12 protein-coding genes and 1 tRNA gene are annotated in these 19,713 nt (G+C 75.0%); 7 read left to right on the top strand and 6 right to left on the bottom strand.

All coding sequences use genetic code 11. The features are described 5' to 3' along the window. The first annotated feature begins 34 nt into the window (after window positions 1-34). Window positions 35-844, top strand: a complete 810-nt coding sequence (trpA, locus tag HLB09_RS03700; protein ID WP_171202056.1) for a tryptophan synthase subunit alpha — start codon at window positions 35-37, stop codon at window positions 842-844. Beyond that, window positions 841-1,887 carry a prolipoprotein diacylglyceryl transferase gene (gene lgt / locus HLB09_RS03695; RefSeq protein ID WP_322790007.1) on the top strand — a complete coding sequence of 349 codons (1,047 nt, stop codon included), beginning with the start codon at window positions 841-843 and terminating at the stop codon, window positions 1,885-1,887. Before trpA ends, lgt begins: the two co-directional genes overlap by 4 nt. Before the next feature lie 223 nt (window positions 1,888-2,110). Here lgt and HLB09_RS03690 read toward each other — a convergent pair whose 3' ends face one another. Then, window positions 2,111-4,354, bottom strand: coding sequence for an HNH endonuclease signature motif containing protein (locus HLB09_RS03690; RefSeq protein ID WP_171202053.1), 2,244 nt, complete (start codon window positions 4,352-4,354; stop codon window positions 2,111-2,113). A gap of 450 nt (window positions 4,355-4,804) precedes the next feature. On the opposite strand from HLB09_RS03690, the gene gltB reads away from it, so the two are divergent. The 3 genes from gltB (at window position 4,805) to pyk (ending at window position 12,550) form a co-directional block, all read left to right on the top strand. Next, complete coding sequence (gene gltB / locus HLB09_RS03685) at window positions 4,805-9,427, top strand: glutamate synthase large subunit (RefSeq protein ID WP_171202052.1); 4,623 nt, start codon at window positions 4,805-4,807, stop codon at window positions 9,425-9,427. Continuing rightward, complete coding sequence (locus HLB09_RS03680; RefSeq protein WP_171202051.1) at window positions 9,420-10,913, top strand: glutamate synthase subunit beta; 1,494 nt, start codon at window positions 9,420-9,422, stop codon at window positions 10,911-10,913. The genes gltB and HLB09_RS03680 overlap by 8 nt, the downstream gene beginning before the upstream one ends. A gap of 146 nt (window positions 10,914-11,059) precedes the next feature. After that, window positions 11,060-12,550: a pyruvate kinase gene (pyk, locus tag HLB09_RS03675; protein WP_171202050.1), complete on the top strand. Its 1,491-nt coding sequence runs from the start codon at window positions 11,060-11,062 to the stop codon at window positions 12,548-12,550. A 253-nt stretch (window positions 12,551-12,803) separates the two neighbouring features. On the opposite strand, the gene HLB09_RS03670 is transcribed toward pyk, so the two are convergent. Continuing rightward, window positions 12,804-12,877 (bottom strand) — tRNA-Leu (locus HLB09_RS03670). Between the two features lie 90 nt (window positions 12,878-12,967). Here HLB09_RS03670 and HLB09_RS03665 point away from each other — a divergent pair. Then, on the top strand, window positions 12,968-13,627 hold the full coding sequence (locus HLB09_RS03665) for an ANTAR domain-containing response regulator (protein WP_171202049.1): 660 nt from the start codon (window positions 12,968-12,970) through the stop codon (window positions 13,625-13,627). Between the two features lie 213 nt (window positions 13,628-13,840). Next, a complete protein-coding gene (locus HLB09_RS03660) occupies window positions 13,841-15,190 on the top strand; it encodes an ABC transporter substrate-binding protein (protein WP_171202048.1) in 1,350 nt (449 codons plus the stop codon). 176 nt (window positions 15,191-15,366) lie between these two features. On the opposite strand, the gene HLB09_RS03655 is transcribed toward HLB09_RS03660, so the two are convergent. From HLB09_RS03655 to HLB09_RS03640, 4 genes are read right to left on the bottom strand one after another with little or no spacing between them, the layout of a single operon-like run. Then, window positions 15,367-16,143: an ABC transporter ATP-binding protein gene (locus HLB09_RS03655; RefSeq protein WP_171202047.1), complete on the bottom strand. Its 777-nt coding sequence runs from the start codon at window positions 16,141-16,143 to the stop codon at window positions 15,367-15,369. After that, complete coding sequence (locus tag HLB09_RS03650) at window positions 16,140-17,153, bottom strand: ABC transporter ATP-binding protein (protein ID WP_171202046.1); 1,014 nt, start codon at window positions 17,151-17,153, stop codon at window positions 16,140-16,142. The genes HLB09_RS03655 and HLB09_RS03650 overlap by 4 nt, the downstream gene beginning before the upstream one ends. Beyond that, entirely contained in the window at window positions 17,143-18,138 is a 996-nt protein-coding gene (locus HLB09_RS03645; protein WP_171202045.1) for a branched-chain amino acid ABC transporter permease, read from the bottom strand. Before HLB09_RS03645 ends, HLB09_RS03650 begins: the two co-directional genes overlap by 11 nt. Window positions 18,139-18,151: 13 nt before the next feature. After that, window positions 18,152-19,498, bottom strand: a complete 1,347-nt coding sequence (locus HLB09_RS03640; protein ID WP_212770498.1) for a branched-chain amino acid ABC transporter permease — start codon at window positions 19,496-19,498, stop codon at window positions 18,152-18,154. Between the last annotated feature and the right edge of the window lie 215 nt (window positions 19,499-19,713).

Below are 19,713 nucleotides of genomic sequence, written 5' to 3'. Positions count from 1 at the left end.
CCACCGACGCCCGGGGCGACCGGTGACCGCCGCCGTGACGGCGCCCGGCGCGGCCGGGACGGGGTCGAGCCGCACCGGGGCCGCCATCGACGCCGCGCGCGAGCGGGGCGGGGCGGCCCTCGTGGGCTACCTGCCCGTGGGCTTCCCGGACCTGGCGACCTCGGTGGAGGCTGCGCGGGCGATGGTCGCGGAGGGCGTGGACGTCGTCGAGCTCGGGCTGCCGTACTCCGACCCGGTCATGGACGGGCCCGTCATCCAGGCGGCCGCCCAGGCCGCCCTGGAGGGGGGCTTACGGGTGCGGGACGTCCTCACCGCCGTCGAGCAGGTGGCGGCCACGGGCGCCGCCGTCCTCGTCATGACCTACTGGAACCCCGTGGTGCGCTACGGCGTCGACGCGTGGGCGCGCGACCTGGCCGCGGCCGGGGGAGCGGGGCTCATCACGCCCGACCTCATCCCCGACGAGGGGCAGGACTGGCTCGAGGCCTCCGCCGCGGCGGACCTCGACCGCGTCTTCCTCGTCGCGCCGTCGTCGACGCCGCAGCGCCTCGCCAGCACGGCGGCGGCCTGCCGCGGCTTCGTGTACGCGGCCTCGACCATGGGCGTCACGGGCGTGCGCGCCTCGGTCGGCGGTGACGCCGAGCGCCTCGTGCGGGACACCCGCGCGGCGGGCGCCGAGCGCGTGTGCGTCGGCCTCGGGGTCTCGACGGCGGACCAGGCCGCCGAGGTGGCCGGGTTCGCGGACGGCGTCATCGTCGGGTCGGCGCTCGTGCGCGCCCTCGGCGAGGGCGGTGTCCGCTCGGTGGGCGCGGTCGCCGCCGACCTGGCGGCGGGGGTCCGCCGGTGACGGGCACGGCCCTGGCCGGGGGCAGCCTCGCGTCGGCGGTGCTCACGGCGATCCCGAGCCCCTCCCAGGGCGTGTGGCACCTGGGCCCCGTCCCGATCCGCGCCTACGCGCTCGCGATCATCCTCGGCATCGTGCTCGGCGTCGTCATCGGCGAGAAGCGCCTGCGCGCGCGCGGCGGTCCGCCCGGGGCGGTCGTGGACATCGCGGTGTGGGCGGTGCCCTTCGGCATCGTCGGCGCCCGGATCTACCACGTGCTCTCCTCGCCGGACGCCTACTTCGGTGAGGGCGGCGACCTCGTGCGCGCCCTCTACGTCTGGGAGGGCGGCCTCGGCATCTGGGGCGCCATCGCAGGCGGCTTCGTCGGGGCCCTCGTGGCCATCCGGCAGCTGGGCCTGCGGCTCGGCGTCGTCGCGGACGCGCTCGCGCCGGGCCTCCTCGTGGCCCAGGCGGTGGGGCGCTTCGGCAACTACTTCAACCAGGAGCTCTTCGGCCGCCCGACCGACCTGCCCTGGGGCCTCGAGATCGACCCGGCCAACCGGCCCGCCGAGTACGCCGACGCCGCCACCTTCCACCCGACCTTCCTCTACGAGTCGCTGTGGTGCCTGGTGGCCGCGGGGCTGCTCCTGCTCCTGGAGCGGCGCCTCAAGCTGGGGCACGGCCGCGTCTTCCTCACCTACGTCCTGCTGTACGTCGTCGGCCGCGGCTTCATCGAGACGCTGCGCGTCGACCAGGCGGAGGTCGTCGGGGGGCTCCGGCTCAACGTCTGGACGTCCGTCGTCGTCGGTCTCCTCGCCGTCCTCGGGCTGCTCGTCAGCTCGCTCCGGCACCCCGGGCGCGAGGCGACCGCGCTGCGCGACCCGGCGCCCGCCGAGGCGTCCGCCGCGGCCGAGACGGAGGCCCTCGACGCAGGAGCCGAGCCCGAGGACGCCGCCGCCGAGGGAGAGCGGGCTGCGGCCCGCGCCCGGGCCAGCGCGTCCGGCGCCTCCGAGGACGACGCGGCCTCCGGGGCGGACGACGTCGCGGGGCGCGACCGGCGCGAGTGAGCCCCCGGCCCACGGGTCGGGCGCGCACGCGGCGGTCGCGGCCGACGTAGCGCCCGGCCTCCGGTGCCTGGAAGGCCGCCGGCCCGAGTCCGCCCGTAGGACGAGTTCGAGATGGGGCGAGCCGACGGGGCGGCACGGCGGTCGGGTGGCCGGGCGCTCCCCGCGAGCGCCCGAGCGCCCGAGCGTGGTCCGGCGGGCCGCGCCCGACCCGCCGACCGGGTCGTCACCACGGCGGTGGCTGGTCGTCACCCCACCCGGCTGCTCGGTCAGCCGGAGGCGTCGGGTCGCCGTCGGGGCGACCGTCACCCGCATCTCCACCCTCGTCGTGCAGGGCGTCGTGCCGCTGGAGCTGAGCCTCGGCGTGCTGCCGTGCGAGCTCGGCGTGCACCCGGTCGAGGTCGTGGGCGGCGCTGTCGCGGGTGGGGTAGCGGGGTCCGCCGAAGAGGTGGTCCTCCAGTGCGGCGGCGGCGTCCGTCTGCGCCCCGACGCCATCGGTGGCGCGGGGTGCTGGTCGGGGCAGCAGCGGTTGGGCGGGCACGTGGACGGTCTGGCCGAGCGGGGTGGTCCAGGTCAGGCCGGGGTCGCGGGCGTCGTCGGTCATGGGGGCGGCTGTCCATCCGTGGTGGTGCTTGGCGAGGTGGTGGCGGCGGCACAGGACGTCGAGGTTGCACGGGCAGGTCGGCCCGCCGGTGGCGTGGGGGACGCGGTGGTCGAGGTCGCAGCGGGTCGCGGGCGTGCGGCAGCCGGGGGCCTGGCAGCGGGGTGAGCGGGTGCGCACCCAGCGGTCGCAGGCGTCGGTGGGCGCGTAGGGGCCGGGCCCGCCCGCGGCGGCGGCGTAGGAGCAGCCGGGGCGTCGGGCGGCGTGGCGCAGCGAGGTGTGCCTCGAGGTCGGTGAGGGGCCCGTCACCGGCCCCGGCGGAGACAGCGGCGGCGCTGCGGCTGCGGCAGTCATGTCAGGTGCCGGGGATGTCGTTGGCGACGGTGGGCGGTCGTCGGGGGTGTCGACGCGCACGGTGATCGCCGCTCTGGGGCCGCGTCGGGCGGGTGTGGTCCGGGGGCGCCCCCGCGGTGGGTCGGGCGGCGCTGTCGTCGAAGACCCCGCCGTCGTGGTGGCGGCGGTGGTGGTGGGGTCGAGGGCCTGGAGGTGGCCGTCGAGGCCGACGAGGTGGCCGGTGAGCGGTGCGGTCAGGGCGCGGCGGAAGCGGTGCCCGGCGGCGAGGAGCTCGGCCACGGCCCCGGTCGGGACGGGTCCGAGGGTGGGGTGCTGGGCGGGGTCGTCGTCCAGGCCGAGGAGGCTGGTCAGGGCGACGGTGACCTGCGGGCCGTGCGGGCTGCGCGCCCGCGCTACACCCGTCGTCGCGGCCGGAGCCGTCCTCGCACTGGCGTTCACGTCCGCGCGGGCGGAAGCACCGGCGCCAGCACTGGTGGGCAGGTCGGTGGTGAGGTCGGTGGTGGTGGCGAGGTCGACGAGGGCGTCGAAGCGGCGCGCGTCGATGCCTCGCCGGTCCGGCAACCCCGTCCCACGGTCGCTCAGGGCGAGGGGGTCCAGGCCGGCGGACGTCGCGGCGTGCGGGTCGACCCGCCCGTGCTCGCCGGCCCGTGCCCGGGCGGTGGTGGTCAGCCGCTCGAAGACGCAGGCCAGGTCCAGCACCGGGCCCGTCGCGACCAGCTGGGCCATCCCGTCGTCCACCGGGAACAGGCGCACCCCGCGGGCGCAGGTCGCCCGCCGCACCCGCCGGCGCACCGCCTCGGGGTCGGTCGTGGCGACCAGGTGACGCACCCGCGCCCGCAGCGCCGGGGCCGTCAACGGGCCCAGGTCGCCGGCCAGGGCCGCGTCGACCTTCGCCGCGTGCGCCGGGGACAAGCCCACGGTCTCCTCGGCGACCAGCCGGGAGCGCTGCGGGTCGATCCGCCCCGTCTCCAGCGCGGCCAGCGTGACCGGCAGCCGGGTCGTGACCGCGAGGGCCTCGGCGACCAGGTCCTGCGCCCGCCGCAGCGGCACGACCAGCGCGACCGCCAGCTCGCCCGCGGCGGCCTCGAACGCCAGGCCCGCGTCCCGCCCCGACCCCGGACCCGAGGTCTCGGCCAGCGTCGCCACACCGACCGCTCCCGCTCGGCCGGCACCAGCGCCCTCACCGGTGCTGTCGCCGCCGTCGGTCACCGGCGCCGCCGGGCCACCCGACACCGAGACCTCGTCCACCAGTGCGGCGACCTGCCGCAGCAGCCCCGCCCACGCCCTCGACCGCGCCGCCTCCAGCGCGACGACCGCCTGCACCCGACCCAGCGCCCCGGCCCGCACCGCTGACCTCACCCGACCGACCTCGCCGACCAGCTCGACGACACCGCCGTCCTCGCCCGCGGCAGCACCGGTCACGTCAGGGGAGCCCGCGCCCCGACCGGCGCGCGGTGAGGCCGACGGCGGGACGGCGTCGTCCTCCTCATCCCCGCCCACGCCCGTCTCGAACACGCGTACGAGGCTAGGGGCGGGATCCGACGACGCCCCCACGACCCCGCCGCCTGTGGACGACGCCCCGCTCCACCGACCTGTGCGCGGCCGCCGGACACCGCCGTCGACGCGGCTCACGACGCCGGCCTCCGTGGTTCCACGCGGTCGGCGGCCGGCCTCCGTGGCTCCGCGCGCCCGGCGCCGGCGTCCGGGCCTCTCCCCGCGACGTCGGTCGACGACCGAGTGGGCCGGCCCGGCCCCGGCATCACGTCGCGATCACGTCATGGTCACGACCCGGTCACCGCGCGGGCGGTGGTCTCGCGGGGTGGATCGACCGCCGGGACGACGCAGCCCCCGGTGTACCTTCTCCCGACCCGGGGCCGACGACGTCCCCTCCCGTCCCCCGTCCCGCCGGCTCGCCGGCGGGGCACGTCGACCGCCCCGGCGGTCCCCGTGAGGATGGTGCGACGCATGACGACGACCTCGCAGATCAGCCCGCAGGACCAGCACGAGAGCCCGGCGCCCGGACCCCGCGCCGTCGCCGTCCCGGCCCCGCAGGGCCTCTACGACGGGCGCCACGAGCACGACGCGTGCGGCGTGGCCTTCGTCGCGACGCTGCGCGGCGAGCCGGGCCACGACATCGTCGACGCCGCGCTCACCGCCCTGCGCAACCTCGACCACCGCGGCGCCGTGGGTGCCGAGGTCGACACCGGCGACGGCGCCGGGATCCTCACCCAGGTCCCCGACGACCTCTTCCGCGCCCTGGCGGAGGAGGAGATGGGTGTCGAGCTCCCGCCCAAGGGCGCCTACGCCGTCGGCATCGTCTTCCTGCCCGCCGAGGACGAGGCAGCCGCCGAGGCCGTGCGCCGCGTCGAGGCCCTCGCGGTGGAGGAGGACCTCGCCGTCCTCGGCTGGCGGGACGTGCCCGTCGCGGCCGAGCTCGTCGGCGCCACCGCCCGCGCCACGATGCCGCGCTTCCGGCAGCTCTTCGTCGCCGGCCGCGGCGCGCGCATCACGGGCATGGCCCTCGAGCGCCGCGCCTTCTGCCTGCGCAAGCGCACGGAGCGCGAGGTCGGCGTCTACGTCGCCTCGCTCTCGTGCCGCACCATCACCTACAAGGGGATGCTGACGACGGGCCAGCTCGAGCCCTTCTTCCCCGACCTGTCGGACCGGCGCTACACGACCGAGCTCGCCGTCGTGCACTCGCGCTTCTCGACCAACACCTTCCCGTCGTGGCCGCTGGCGCACCCCTTCCGCCTCATCGCCCACAACGGCGAGATCAACACCGTCCAGGGCAACCGCAACTGGATGCGGGCGCGGGAGAGCATGCTCAGCTCGTCCGTCATCCCCGGCGACCTCCAGCGGCTCTTCCCCATCTGCACGCCGGGCGCCAGCGACTCCGCGTCGTTCGACGAGGTGCTCGAGCTGCTGCACCTGTCCGGCCGCTCGCTGCCGCACGCGATGCTCATGATGATCCCGGAGGCCTGGGAGAACCACGCCTCCATGGACCCGGCCCGCCGCGCCTTCTACGAGTTCCACTCGATGTTCACGGAGGCGTGGGACGGCCCGGCCGACGTCGTCTTCACCGACGGCACGCTCATCGGGGCCGTGCTCGACCGCAACGGCCTGCGCCCCTCGCGGTACACGATCACCTCCGACGGCCTCGTCGTCCTCGCCAGCGAGACGGGCGTGCTCGACCTCGACCCCGCCACCGTCGTGCGCAAGGGGCGCCTGCAGCCCGGGCGCATGTTCCTCGTCGACACCGCCGCGGGGCGCGTGGTCGACGACGAGGAGGTCAAGGCCGAGCTCGCCGCGGCGCACCCCTACGACGAGTGGCTGCACGCCGGTCTCGTGACGCTCGACGGGCTCCCCGAGCGCGAGCACGTCGCGCACACGCACTCCTCGGTGACGCGCCGCCAGCAGACCTTCGGCTACACCGAGGAGGAGCTGCGCCTGCTCGTCGCGCCGATGGCGCGGGCGGGGGCCGAGCCCATCGGCTCGATGGGCACCGACACCCCGATCGCCGTGCTCTCCCAGCGCCCCCGGCTCGTCTTCGACTACTTCACGCAGATGTTCGCGCAGGTCACCAACCCGCCGCTGGACGCCATCCGCGAGGAGCTGGTGACGTCGCTCGTCACGGGCGTGGGCCCGGAGCAGAACATGCTCGACGCCGGTCCGGCGCACTGCCGCCAGCTCGTCATCCCGTTCCCGGTCATCGACAACGACGAGCTCGCGAAGATCGTCCACGTCAACGCCGACGGCAACCTCCCCGGCTTCCGCTGCGTCCGCGTGTCCGGCCTGTACCGGGTCGACGGCGGGGGAGCGGCCCTGGCCGCCCGGATCGACGAGATCTGCGCGGAGGTGAGCGCGGCGATCGCCGACGGCGCCCGCTTCGTCGTCCTCTCGGACCGCGACTCGGACTCCGTGCTAGCCCCCATCCCCTCGCTGCTGCTGACCGCGGCCGTGCACCACCACCTGCTGCGGGAGAAGACCCGCACCCAGGTCGGGCTCGTCGTCGAGGCGGGCGACGTCCGCGAGGTCCACCACGTCGCCCTGCTCGTCGGCTACGGCGCGGCGGCGGTGAACCCGTACCTCGCGATGGAGTCGGTGGAGGACCAGGTCCGCTCCGGCCACCTCACCGGCATCGCCCCCGAGGACGCCGTCCGCCGGCTCATCTACGCGCTCGGCAAGGGCGTGCTGAAGGTGATGAGCAAGATGGGCATCTCGACGGTCGCCTCCTACCGGGGCGCGCAGACCTTCGAGACCATCGGCCTGTCCCAGGAGCTCGTCGACCGCTACTTCACGGGCACGACGACGCAGCTCGGCGGCGTCGGCATCGACGTCCTCGCCGAGGAGGTCGCCGCCCGCCACCGCACCGCCTACCCCGTCGGGGGCGTGCAGCCCGCGCACCGGCGCCTCGACGTGGGCGGGGAGTACCAGTGGCGCCGCGAGGGCGAGCACCACCTCTTCGACCCGGAGACGGTCTTCCGCCTGCAGCACGCCACCCGCGCGGGGCGCTACGACGTCTTCAAGCAGTACACGCAGCGGGTCGACGACTCCTCCGAGCGGCTCATGACGCTCCGCGGCCTCTTCTCCTTCCGCGAGGGCGCCCGTCCGCCGGTCCCGCTCGACGAGGTCGAGCCGGTCAGCGAGATCGTCAAGCGCTTCTCGACGGGCGCGATGAGCTACGGCTCCATCTCCGAGGAGGCGCACTCCACCCTCGCCGTCGCGATGAACCGCCTGGGCGGGCGCAGCAACACCGGCGAGGGCGGCGAGGACGTCGAGCGCCTGCTCGACCCGGAGCGCCGCAGCGCCGTCAAGCAGGTCGCCTCGGGTCGCTTCGGCGTGACGAGCATGTACCTCACCCACGCCGACGACCTGCAGATCAAGATCGCCCAGGGCGCCAAGCCGGGTGAGGGCGGTCAGCTGCCGGGCCACAAGGTCTACCCGTGGATCGCGCGGACGCGCTTCTCGACGCCGGGCGTCGGCCTCATCTCGCCGCCGCCGCACCACGACATCTACTCGATCGAGGACATCGCCCAGCTCATCCACGACCTCAAGAACGCCAACCCGTCGGCGCGCGTGCACGTCAAGCTCGTCAGCGAGATCGGCGTCGGGACGGTCGCGGCGGGCGTGAGCAAGGCGCACGCGGACGTCGTCCTCATCTCCGGCCACGACGGCGGCACGGGCGCCAGCCCGCTGACGTCGCTCAAGCACGCGGGCGGGCCGTGGGAGGTCGGGCTGGCCGAGGCGCAGCAGACGCTGCTCCTCAACGGCCTGCGCGACCGGATCACGGTCCAGGTCGACGGACAGCTGAAGACCGGCCGCGACGTCGTCGTGGCGGCCCTGCTGGGCGCCGAGGAGTACGGCTTCTCGACGGCGCCGCTCGTCGTGTCCGGCTGCATCCTCATGCGGGCCTGCCACCTCGACACCTGCCCCGTCGGGATCGCGACGCAGAACCCCGAGCTGCGGGCGCGGTACGGCGGCAAGGCGGACTTCGTCGTGAGCTTCTTCGAGTTCGTGGCGCAGGAGGTGCGCGAGCACCTCGCGGCGCTGGGCTTCCGCTCGCTCGACGAGGCCATCGGCCGCAGCGACGCCCTCGACGTGCGCCGCGCCGTCGACCACTGGAAGGCGTCGGGGCTCGACCTCGGGCCGGTCCTGCACCAGGTCGAGCTGCCTGAGGGCGCCTCCCGCCGGCGCACGACGAGCCAGGACCACGGCCTCGAGAAGGCCCTGGACCACCAGCTCATCGCCATGTCCCGCGACGCGCTCGAGCACGGCACGCCCGTGCGGGTCGCGAGCGCGGTGCGCAACGTCAACCGCACCGTCGGCACGATGCTCGGCCACGAGGTCACCCGCCGCTACGGCGAGCAGGGCCTGCCCGACGGCACCGTCGACGTGACCCTGACGGGCAGCGCCGGCCAATCCTTCGGCGCCTTCCTGCCCCGCGGGGTCGTGCTGCGCCTCGTCGGCGACGCCAACGACTACGTCGGCAAGGGCCTGTCGGGCGGCCGGGTCGTGGTCCGCCCCGACGACGCGGCGCCGTTCGCGGCGCAGGACAACGTCATCGCCGGCAACACGATCGGCTACGGCGCGACGTCGGGCGAGCTCTTCCTGCGCGGCGTCGTCGGGGAGCGCTTCTGCGTCCGCAACTCCGGTGCCACCGCCGTCGTCGAGGGCGTGGGCGACCACGCCTGCGAGTACATGACCGGCGGCATCGTGCTCGTCCTCGGCGGCACCGGCCGCAACGTGGCGGCGGGCATGTCCGGCGGCACGGCGTACGTGCTCGACCTCGACGAGGCCGAGGTCAACCAGGCGGCCGTGCGCAGCGGGGAGCTCGGCCTCCACCCGCTCGACGAGGCCGACCGGGTGCTCGTGGCCGACCTGCTCGTGCGCCACCGGGACGAGACCGGGTCGGAGGTCGCGGCGGCCCTGCTCGAGCAGGGCGACGCCGGCCTGGACCGCATGACCAAGCTGCTGCCCCGGGAGTTCTCCCGCGTGCTCGCCGTGCGGGCGCAGGCGGCCGAGGAGGGGCTGGACCTCGACGGCGACGTCGTCTGGGGCCGGATCGTGGAGGCGACGACGCATGGCTGACCCGAAGGGCTTCCTCACCCAGCGCGAGCGCGAGCTGCCGCAGCGCCGCCCGGTGGACGTCCGGATCATGGACTGGCGCGAGGTGTACGAGAAGCAGGAGGAGGGCGCGCTGCTGCGGCAGGCGGGCCGCTGCATGGACTGCGGCATCCCCTTCTGCCACCAGGGCTGCCCGCTGGGCAACCTCATCCCCGAGTGGAACGACCTCACGTGGCGCGGGGACTGGGCCGAGGCCGTCGAGCGGCTGCACGCCACGAACAACTTCCCCGAGGTGACGGGGCGGCTGTGCCCGGCGCCCTGCGAGAGCGCCTGCGTCCTCGGCATCAACCAGCCGCCGGTGACCATCAAGCAGGTCGAGGTGTCGATCGCCGACCGGGCGTTCGCCGAGGGCTGGGTCGTGCCGCAGCCCCCCGACCGGCTGACCGGGCGCACCGTCGCCGTCGTCGGGTCCGGCCCCGCGGGGCTGGCCGCCGCCCAGCAGCTCACGCGCGCCGGTCACACCGTCGCGGTCTACGAGCGCGACGACGCGATCGGCGGGCTGCTGCGGTACGGCATTCCCGAGTTCAAGATGGAGAAGGACCTCCTCGACGCCCGGCTGGCGCAGATGGCCGCGGAGGGGACCCGCTTCCGCCCGGGCACGCCCGTCGGCGGCAGCGCCCCGGGCGCCGTGTCGGGCGCGGCGCTCGTCGCCCGCTACGACGCGGTGCTGCTGGCCGTCGGCGCCACGGCGCCCCGCGACCTGCCCGTGCCCGGTCGCGACCTGCCCGGTGTCATGCCGGCGATGGACTACCTCGTCCCCGCCAACCGCGCCGCCCGCGGCGCGGGGGAGGGGCCGGAGGGCCGCGACGTGCCCGCGGAGCTCGACGCCCGCGGCCGCGACGTCGTCATCATCGGCGGCGGCGACACCGGGGCCGACTGCCTCGGCACGGCCCTGCGGCAGGGCGCCCGCTCGGTGACGCAGCTGGCCCACGGGCCCCAGCCGGCCGCCGAGCGGACGGCGGGCGAGCCCTGGCCCGTCGACCCGCGCCTGTTCGAGGTGACGAGCGCCCACGAGGAGGGCGGCGAGCGCCGCTTCACCGCCTCCACCACCCGCTTCGTCGCGGGGGAGGACGGCCGGGTCGGAGGCCTGGAGATCGTCCAGGCCGAGCGGGTGGGGCGCGAGGTGCGCCCCGTCCCCGGCACCGAGGAGGTGCTCGACACCCAGCTCGTCCTCATCGCCACGGGCTACACGGGCCCCGAGCGCGGCCCGCTGCTCGACGAGGTGGGCGTCGACCTCGACGAGCGGGGCCTCGTCGCCCGCGACGGCTCGTACGCGACGTCGGTCCCCGGCGTCTTCGTCGCCGGTGACGCCGGCCGGGGCCAGTCGCTCATCGTGTGGGCCATCGCGGAGGGCCGCGCCGCGGCGGCCGCGATCGACGCCCGGCTCTCCGGGCGGCCCAGCACGCTCCCCGCCCCGGTGCGCCCGACCGACCGGCCGCTCGTCGTCTGACGGGCCCCCGACGGACGTCCGCCCGCCCCCTCGTCGCCACCCCCGCGTCACCGGGCGGCGCGGGGACGGTGCACGGGTGCGCCGGGGCGTCCCACGGACGGCCTCGTCCGCCGTGGCGGGGTGCCCGGCTCTGTAAGGTGCGTCACATGCGCCGCGCCAAGATCGTCTGCACCCTCGGCCCCGCCGTCTCGAGCCCCGAGCAGCTCCGCGAGCTCGTGGACGCGGGCATGGACGTCGCCCGCTTCAACCTCAGCCACGGCTCGCACGCCGAGCACTCGGAGCGCTACGAGGCGGTGCGCCGCGCCGCCGAGGAGGCGGGGCGCCCGGTCGCGGTGCTCGTCGACCTCCAGGGCCCCAAGATCCGGCTGGGCCGCTTCGCGAGCGGTCCGCAGGCGCTGCCCGTGGGCCACGTGCTCACCATCACCACCGAGGACGTGCCGGGCGACGCGACCCTCGTCTCGACGACGCACCAGGGTCTGCCGGGCGACGTCTCGCCGGGCGACCGCATCCTCGTCGACGACGGCAAGGTGACCCTGCGGGTCACCGGCGTCGAGGGCCCGCGGGTCGTCACCGAGGTCGAGGTGGCGGGCGTCGTGTCGGACAACAAGGGCCTCAACCTGCCCGGCGTGGCGGTCGGCGTCCCGGCGCTGTCCGACAAGGACGTCGAGGACCTGCGCTGGGGCCTGCGGGCGGGCTGCGACCTCGTGGCGCTGTCCTTCGTCCGCGATGCGGCCGACGTCGAGGGCGTCCACCGCGTCATGGACGAGGAGGGTCGGCGGGTCCCCGTCATCGCCAAGGTGGAGAAGCCGCAGGCGGTCGACAACCTCGAGGCCGTCGTCGACGCCTTCGACGGCGTCATGGTGGCCCGCGGCGACCTGGGCGTCGAGCTGCCCCTCGAGCAGGTGCCGCTCGTGCAGAAGCGCGCGGTCGAGCTGTGCCGCCGCGCGGCGAAGCCGGTCATCGTGGCGACGCAGGTCCTCGAGTCGATGATCTCCGCGCCCCGCCCGACCCGGGCCGAGGCCTCGGACTGCGCCAACGCCGTCCTCGACGGCGCCGACGCGATCATGCTCTCGGGCGAGACGAGCGTCGGCCAGTACCCCTTCGAGGCGGTGCGGACGATGGCGCGCATCATCGAGAGCACCGAGGACCACGGCCTCGACCGGATCAGCCCGCTGGGCACCAACCCGCACACCACGGGCGGTGCGATCACGCGGGCCGCGCTCGACGTGGGCGTCAACCTCGACGCCAAGCACCTCGTCGTCTTCACGACGACGGGCGACTCGGCCCGGCGGATGTCCCGCCTGCGCTCGGAGATCCCGCTCATCGTCTTCACGCCGGAGCCCTCCGTCCGCGCGCAGCTGTCCCTCACGTGGGGCGTGCGGACCTTCCTCATGCCGTACGTGACCCACACCGACGAGATGGTCCTCGCCATGGACGAGGTGCTCCTCGACAGCGGCGTGGCGCAGGAGGGCGAGCTCGTCGTCGTCGTGGCCGGGGCGCCCCCGGGCATCCCCGGCTCGACCAACGCGCTGCGCGCCCACCGCATGGGCGACGCCGTCAACGGCGTCACCCAGGCCTACCGGGAGACCCGCCGCGACACGAGCGCCCGCCAGCTCGGCGCCCCCGACGCCGGCTGACGCCACCCCGACACCACCGGCCCACCCGGTCACCGACGTGACCGGGTGGGCCGTCGTCGTCCCACCACGACGGCGAGGTGAGCCGCTGCGGCTGGGGACCGGTCGGTCGGGCGGCACGTCAGGCCCGACGACGCAGCGGGGCGCGAGCCCCGCCAGACGTCGGAGCCAGTGCCGTCCGACCGACCGGCCCCCAGCAGCCAGCCCGGCCGAGGGCGCCGCGGAGGGTCGACGGGGGCGCAGGTCGCCGACGAGGTGCCCCGGGTGGGACTCGAACCCACACTGCGTGGATTTTGAGGCCACTTCCTCTGCCGGTTGGGATACCGGGGCGGGCCGGGCGGTCGGCGGCCGGAGGGCCGGGACGGACGCGCTGCGGCGGCCCGGGCGTCGTCGCCCGGATGCGCGGATAGGGTAGCCGACGTGAGCGAGCAGCCCCCCAGCCCCGAGGCCAGCAGCGGACCGACCACGGGAGCGGAGGACGTCGACGTCCCCCAGGGCCCGCGTCGGCGCGTCGTCGTCGCCGAGGACGAGGCGATCATCCGCCTCGACGTGGTGGAGACGCTGACGGAGGCGGGCTTCGACGTCGTCGGGGAGGCGGGCGACGGCGAGAGCGCGGTGCGCCTCGTCGAGGAGATGACGCCCGACCTCGTCGTGATGGACGTGAAGATGCCGGTCCTGGACGGCATCTCGGCGGCGGAGCGGATCGGGCGCTCGGGCCGGTCGGCGGTCGTCCTGCTCACGGCGTTCTCGCAGAAGGAGCTCGTGGACCGGGCGCGCGACGCGGGGGCGATGGCGTACGTGGTCAAGCCCTTCACGTCGGCGGACCTCCTCCCGGCCGTGGAGATCGCGCTGAGCCGCCACGCGGAGCTGCGGGCCCTCGAGGACGAGGTGTCCGACCTCACCGAGCGGTTCGAGACGCGCAAGCGGGTCGAGCGGGCCAAGGGCCTGCTCATGCAGCAGATGGGCCTGTCGGAGCCCGAGGCCTTCCGCTGGATCCAGAAGACGTCGATGGACCGGCGCCTCACGATGCGCGAGGTGGCGGACGTGGTGCTGGAGCAGGTCGGCGGCGGCAGCCGCTGAGGACGCCGCTGGGCCGCCGCGGGGGCGGCCCGGCAGCCCGGCGCGAGCGGCCTGCTCGCGCAGCGGGTCCCGCTGCGGCGGAGCCAGGGTCACGATGGGGTGACGACGCGACGGATCGCTCCGGGCCCGGCCCGTGGGGGGCGCCCGTCGAGTACGGTCCGGCTCACCTACTGGACCTCAGCGCTCAGCCGCTGGGACGAAGGAGAGCCCTGCATGAAGCGAACCACCCTGGCGCGGCGCTCCGTCGCCGTGGCCGGCATCGCAGCCCTCGCCCTCACCGGGTGCGGTGACGACGGCGGGACCGACGACGGCGCGGCGCCGGCGGCCTCGGGCGAGCCGAGCGCGAGCTCGTCGTCCTCCGACGACGCCGCCGCGGGCTCCGAGGACTGCGAGCCCGAGACCCCGCCGGAGGCCGAGGGCGACGGCGTCCTCACCATCGGCTCCGTCCTGCCGCAGACCGGCAACCTGGCCTTCCTCGGCCCGCCGGAGTTCGCCGGCGTCGAGCTGGCGGTGCAGGAGATCAACGAGGCCGGCGGCTACAACGGCCAGGACGTCGCGTACGTCGAGGGTGACTCCGGTGACACGAACACCGACATCGCCTCGTCGACGGTCCAGCGGCTCCTGTCCGCGAACGTCGACTCGATCATCGGCGCGGCGTCCTCGGGCGTCTCCTTCACCATCATCGACGCCATCACCGGCGCGGGGGTCGTGCAGATCTCGCCGGCGAACACGGCGCCGGACTTCACGTGCGCGAGCGACTCCGGCCTGTACTTCCGCACGGCCCCCTCGGACGTGCTCCAGGGCCGCGTCATGGGCGACCTCGTGATCGGCGACGGGTACCTCGACGTCGGCATGATGGCCATCGACGACCCGTACGGCACGGGCCTCGCGGCCAACGTGCAGGAGGCGGTCGAGGCCGGCGGCGGCAGCATCGCGGGCGGTGACCCGATCATCTACAACCCGCAGGCGCCGAACTACAGCGCCGAGGTCGCCCAGCTCGCGGAGACGAACCCGGAGGCCATCGTCCTCATCGGCTTCGACGAGTCGCTGCGCGTCATCCCCGAGCTCATCTCCCAGGGCATCGGTCCCAGCGAGGTGCCGCTCTACCTCGTGGACGGCAACCTCGCCAACTACAGCGACGACGGCCTCGAGCCGGGCGCGCTCGTGGGCACCAAGGGCACCCTGCCCGGTGCCGCCTCGACGGGTGACTTCCAGGAGCGCCTGCTGGCCGTCGACCCGTCGCTCACGGACTTCAGCTACGCGCCGGAGTCCTACGACGCCGTGGTCATGACGGCGCTGGCGGCCATCGCGGCCGGCGACGACAGCGGGGCGAGCATCGCCTCGCAGCTGCCGGCGGTCAGCCGCGAGGGGACGGAGTGCTCGGGCTTCGTGGAGTGCCGCGACCTGCTCGAGGCCGGCGAGGACATCGACTACCAGGGCGTGTCCGGCCCGGTCGAGTTCTCCGACCTCGGCGACCCGACGGAGGCCACCATCGGCATCTACTCCTACGTCGAGGACAACAGCTACGTGAACGACTCCTACGTGGAGGGCTCGCTCGACTGACACCCGCTCCACGCCGCGGAGCAGCACCACCGGAGCCCCGGTCCCCCGTGCGGGGGGCCGGGGCTCCGCCTCGTCCGGGGCGGGACCTCCGGCCGGAGGGCCTGCCCGCCGCCGGGGCCAGGACGCGACGACGCCCGGCCCCTCGGCGGGGACCGGGCGTCGGTCGGGGGCGGGGCTCAGGAGGTGGCGAGCGTGCCCAGGTACAGCTGGATGACCTTGGGGTCCTGCGCCAGCTCGCGGCCGGAGCCGCTGTAGGCGTTGCGGCCCTGGTCGAGGACGTAGCCGCGGTCGCAGATCTGCAGGCAGCGGCGGGCGTTCTGCTCGACCATGACGACCGAGACGCCGGTGCGGTTGATCTGGCGGGTGCGGATGAAGACCTCGTCCTGCAGGGCGGGGGACAGGCCCGCCGACGGCTCGTCGAGGAGCAGCACGCGCGGCTCCATCATGAGCGCCCGGCCCATCGCGACCATCTGCCGCTCGCCGCCGGACAGCGAGCCCGCGCGCTGGTTGCGCCGCTTGCCGAGGGTGGGGAAGAGGTCGACGACGGCCTCGAAGCGCTGCGAGAAGCGCTTGGGAGCCTGGTAGAGCCCCATCTCGAGGTTCTCGGCGATGGTGAGCGAGGGGAAGACGTTGTTCGTCTGCGGCACGAAGCCGACGCCGCGGCGCACGAGCTTGTCGGCGCCCATCCCGGTGATGTCGTCGTCCCCGAGCCGGACCGTGCCCTTCCGGATCTTCACGAGGCCGAACATGGCCTTGAGGAGCGTCGACTTGCCGGCGCCGTTGGGGCCGATGATCGCGACGAGCTCGCCCGGCTGCACGTGCAGGTCGCAGCCGTTGAGGATGTCGACGCCGGGCAGGTAGCCCGCCACCAGCTCGTCGGCGCGCAGCACCGCGCCCTCCGCGGCGGCCACGTGCGCGCTGCGGTCTCCCGTCGTCGTGCTGCTGGCGCTCATCGTCCGACCTCCTGGTCGTGCTCCCGCTCGAGCTCCGCCTCCGCGGCGGCGATCTGCTCGGCCTCGTCCTCCTCGGTGAGCGGGGCGTCGTGGTGGCCCCCGAGGTAGGCGTCGATGACCGCCGGGTCCGCCATGACGGCGTCCGGGGGGCCCTCCGCGACGACGGTGCCCTGGGCCATGACGACCACCCAGTCCGAGATGTCGCGGACCATGTCCATGTCGTGCTCGACGAAGACGACCGTCATGCCCTGCTCCCGCAGGTCCTTGACGTGCCCGAGGAGCGACTGGGTGAGCGCCGGGTTCACCCCGGCCATCGGCTCGTCGAGCATGACGAGCCGCGGCTCGGTCATGAGGGCGCGGGCCATCTCCAGCAGCTTGCGCTGCCCGCCGGAGAGGCTGCCCGCGAAGTCCTCGCGCTTGGCGTCGAGCTTGAAGCGCCGCAGCAGCTCGTCGGCGCGCCGCGTGTTGGAGTCCTCCTGGCCGCGCCACACCCGCCGGAACATCGCCGACAGCAGTCGCTCGCCCACCTGGCCGGTGGCGCCGAGGCGCATGTTCTCGATGACGGTGAGCCGCGAGAGCGCCTTGGTCAGCTGGAAGGTGCGGACCATGCCGCGACGGGCGACGCGGTGCGCCGGCACCCGGGCGAGGCTGCGGCCCTCGAAGGTCCACGAGCCCTCGTCGGGCCGGTCGAACCCCGTGAGGAGGTTGAAGAACGTCGTCTTGCCGGCGCCGTTGGGGCCGATGAGGGCCGTGATGGCGCCGCGCTGGAACTCCACGTGCTGGACGTCGACGGCCGTCAGCCCGCCGAAGCGGCGCACGACGCCGTCCGCGACGAGCACGGGGTCGGGCTTGGGCGCCCCCGGCACCCGGGGGACGTCGCGGAGCACCTCGCGGGCGGCGAGGGCGCGCGGGCCGGGGCCCGGGGCGATCGCCGGGTGGCTCCCCCCGCCCCCGTGGGGGGTGCCCTCGTCGAGGTCGGTCAGGTCGGGGCGGTTCTCGTCAGCGGGCATCGATCGCCAGCTCCCTCCGGTCACCGAAGATGCCTTGCGGCCTGAAGATCATGAGCAGCATGAGCGCGAGCCCGACGAGCATGAAGCGCACCTGGCCCACCTGGGTGGACGACATCAGCCAGTCGGGCACGTAGCCGGCGCCGACGGCCTGCACGAGCACGTTCTCGATGAGGACGAGCGCCACCCAGAAGATCGCCGCGCCGACCACCGGCCCGAGGACCCGCGCGGCTCCGCCGAGCAGGAGCACGGTGTAGACGAAGAACGTCAGCTCCGTGCCGTAGAGGTCCGGCTGCACCGAGGCGCGGCCCACGCCGAAGACGAAGCCGGCCAGCGCGCCGATGACGCCGCCGATGACGAGCGCCTGCATCTTGTAGGCGTAGACGTTCTTGCCGAGGCTGCGGACGGCGTCCTCGTCCTCGCGGATGCCCTTGAGGACGCGGCCCCAGGGGCTGCGCATGAGCAGGAAGACGACGAGGCAGCACACCGCCACGAGGACCCACCCGACGAGGAGGATCCACGCCAGCCTCGCCCCGAAGACCCAGGGCCCAAACCCGTAGGACTGCCCGGGGGTGAAGGGGCTGAGGTCGTAGAAGCCCTCGGCGAAGCCGGAGAGACCGCTCGAGCCGCCGGTCTGGTCGCGCAGCGTGGCGCTGCGGACGGTGAGCCGCACGATCTCCGCCGCGGCGATGGTGGCGATGGCGAGGTAGTCGGCGCGCAGGCGCAGCGTCGGGATGCCGAGGAGCACCGCCAGCAGCACCGCGGCGACGAGGCCGACGACGACGCCGAGCCAGAAGGGCAGCCCAAGCACGGTGACGGTGACGGCGATGCCGTACGCCCCCACGGCGACGAACGCCGCCTGCCCGAAGTTGAGCAGGCCGGCGTAGCCGAACTGCACGTTGAGGCCGATCGCCGCGAGGGCGTAGATGACCGTCTCCAGCCCGATGGCCGCGCGGGCGGTGTTGCCGAGGATCGAGGACCAGTCCACGGGGGTGCTCCGCTCAGCCGATGCGCGAGGCGCGGCCGAGGATGCCCTGGGGCCGCACGAGGAGGACGAGGATGAGGACGAGCAGGGCGCCGACGTTGCGCAGCTCGGTCGGGATGACGAGCGTGCTCACCTCGAGGAAGACGCCGATGAACAGGGCGCCCACCATGGCCCCGAAGGCCGTGCCGAGGCCGCCGAGCGTCACCGCCGCGAAGACGAGCAGCAGGATCTGGAAGCCCATCTGGTACTGCACCTGCTGGGCGAGCCCCAGGAGCACCCCGGAGAGCGCGGCGAGCGCGGCGCCGGCGACCCAGACGACGAGGATCACGCGGTTGACGTCGATGCCCGAGGCCGCGGCCAGGGCCGGGTTGTCGGAGACGGCGCGGGTGGCCTTGCCCAGCCGGGTGCGCACGAGGACGAGGCCCACCGCCACGAGCACCACCGCGGCGACGGCCATGCTGATGAGGTCGATGGGGCGCAGGGTGAACAGACCCAGGTCGAGCCCGCGCTGGCCCTGGTACTCGGCGTAGGTCTGCGTCGAGCCGCCGAAGACGTAGAGGAAGAGGTAGCGCAGCAGCAGGGCCAGGCCGATCGAGACGATCATCATGGCCACGAGGCCCGTGCCGCGGCGCCGCAGCGGTCTCCAGAGGAGGCGGTCGTTGGCGTACCCCGCGACCCCCCCGAGCACCACGGCGAGCGGTGCCGCCAGCAGGAAGGGGACGCCTGCGCCCACGTTGAGGAAGTAGGTCGCGATGGCGCCGAAGGTGATGAGCTCGCCGTGGGCGAAGTTCGTCAGCCCCGTCGTCCCGAAGACGAGCGACAGGCCGATGGCCGCGAGGGCGATGATGAGGCCGTACCGGAGGCCGTTCGCGACGAGCTGGGCCACCTGGCCGGCGCTCACGCCACCGGCCGACGCCGACGCCCCTCCGTCCTCCGACAGCTGGAAGATGACGGGGTTGGCGCTGCCCGAGGCCACCGACCGCTGCACCGGGTTCTCGCGGGGGAGCAGCCCAGCGGCGGGGCCGGTGAGGCTGTCGACGTCGAGCGTGACCTCGTAGGTCCCCGTGCCCGGGACGACCAGCTCCACGGCCCCGCCGTCGTCCGTCGTGCCCGAGACCGGGTCGACGCCCGCGCCGGTCGCCGTGACCTCCGCACCGGGCACGTCCTCGCGGTCGGCGGTCCGCACCCGGACCGTGATCGTCTCGCCCTCGACGTCCGTCGGGGCGCTGACCCCGGGGGAGGGGGCGGGCGTGGCGGCGTCGGCGCGCGCGCCGCCGCCCGGCAGCGCGGGGGCGAGGGCGAGCAGCAGCGCGAGCGCCACGAGGGCGAGCAGCGCCCGGGGGGCGGCGAGCGTCGTCAACACGGTCTCCTGGGGCAGGACGGCGGCGGTGCGGCGACGGCGGCACGGCCGGACGAGCGCGCGTACTCAACCACGCGATCGCCCGCCGCGGGGACCACCTCGCCGAAGGGGGAGGACGTCACCCGCCGGGGGAGGCCGGTGCCGCCCCTCCACGGGGGGGCCGCCGAGCGGCTCGGCGAGAAGGGCCGCGCGAGACCGCCTCCGGGGCGCGGGGCGCC

The organism is Pseudokineococcus marinus (genome assembly GCF_013004605.1).
GTDB lineage: Bacteria > Actinomycetota > Actinomycetes > Actinomycetales > Quadrisphaeraceae > Pseudokineococcus > Pseudokineococcus marinus.
Note: the sequence above shows the minus strand (reverse complement) of the source record. Positions and strands in the feature narration are given on the sequence as shown.

Bases quoted from the DNA above. Each gene is read 5' to 3' on its own strand.
- HLB09_RS03660 (WP_171202048.1), top strand. From the start codon at position 13,841: ATGAAGCGAACCACCCTGGCGCGGCGCTCCGTCGCCGTGGCCGGCATC.
- HLB09_RS03655 (WP_171202047.1), bottom strand. From the start codon at position 16,143: ATGAGCGCCAGCAGCACGACGACGGGAGACCGCAGCGCGCACGTGGCC.
- pyk (WP_171202050.1), top strand. From the start codon at position 11,060: ATGCGCCGCGCCAAGATCGTCTGCACCCTCGGCCCCGCCGTCTCGAGC.
- HLB09_RS03680 (WP_171202051.1), top strand. From the start codon at position 9,420: ATGGCTGACCCGAAGGGCTTCCTCACCCAGCGCGAGCGCGAGCTGCCG.
- gltB (WP_171202052.1), top strand. From the start codon at position 4,805: ATGACGACGACCTCGCAGATCAGCCCGCAGGACCAGCACGAGAGCCCG.
- HLB09_RS03650 (WP_171202046.1), bottom strand. From the start codon at position 17,153: ATGCCCGCTGACGAGAACCGCCCCGACCTGACCGACCTCGACGAGGGC.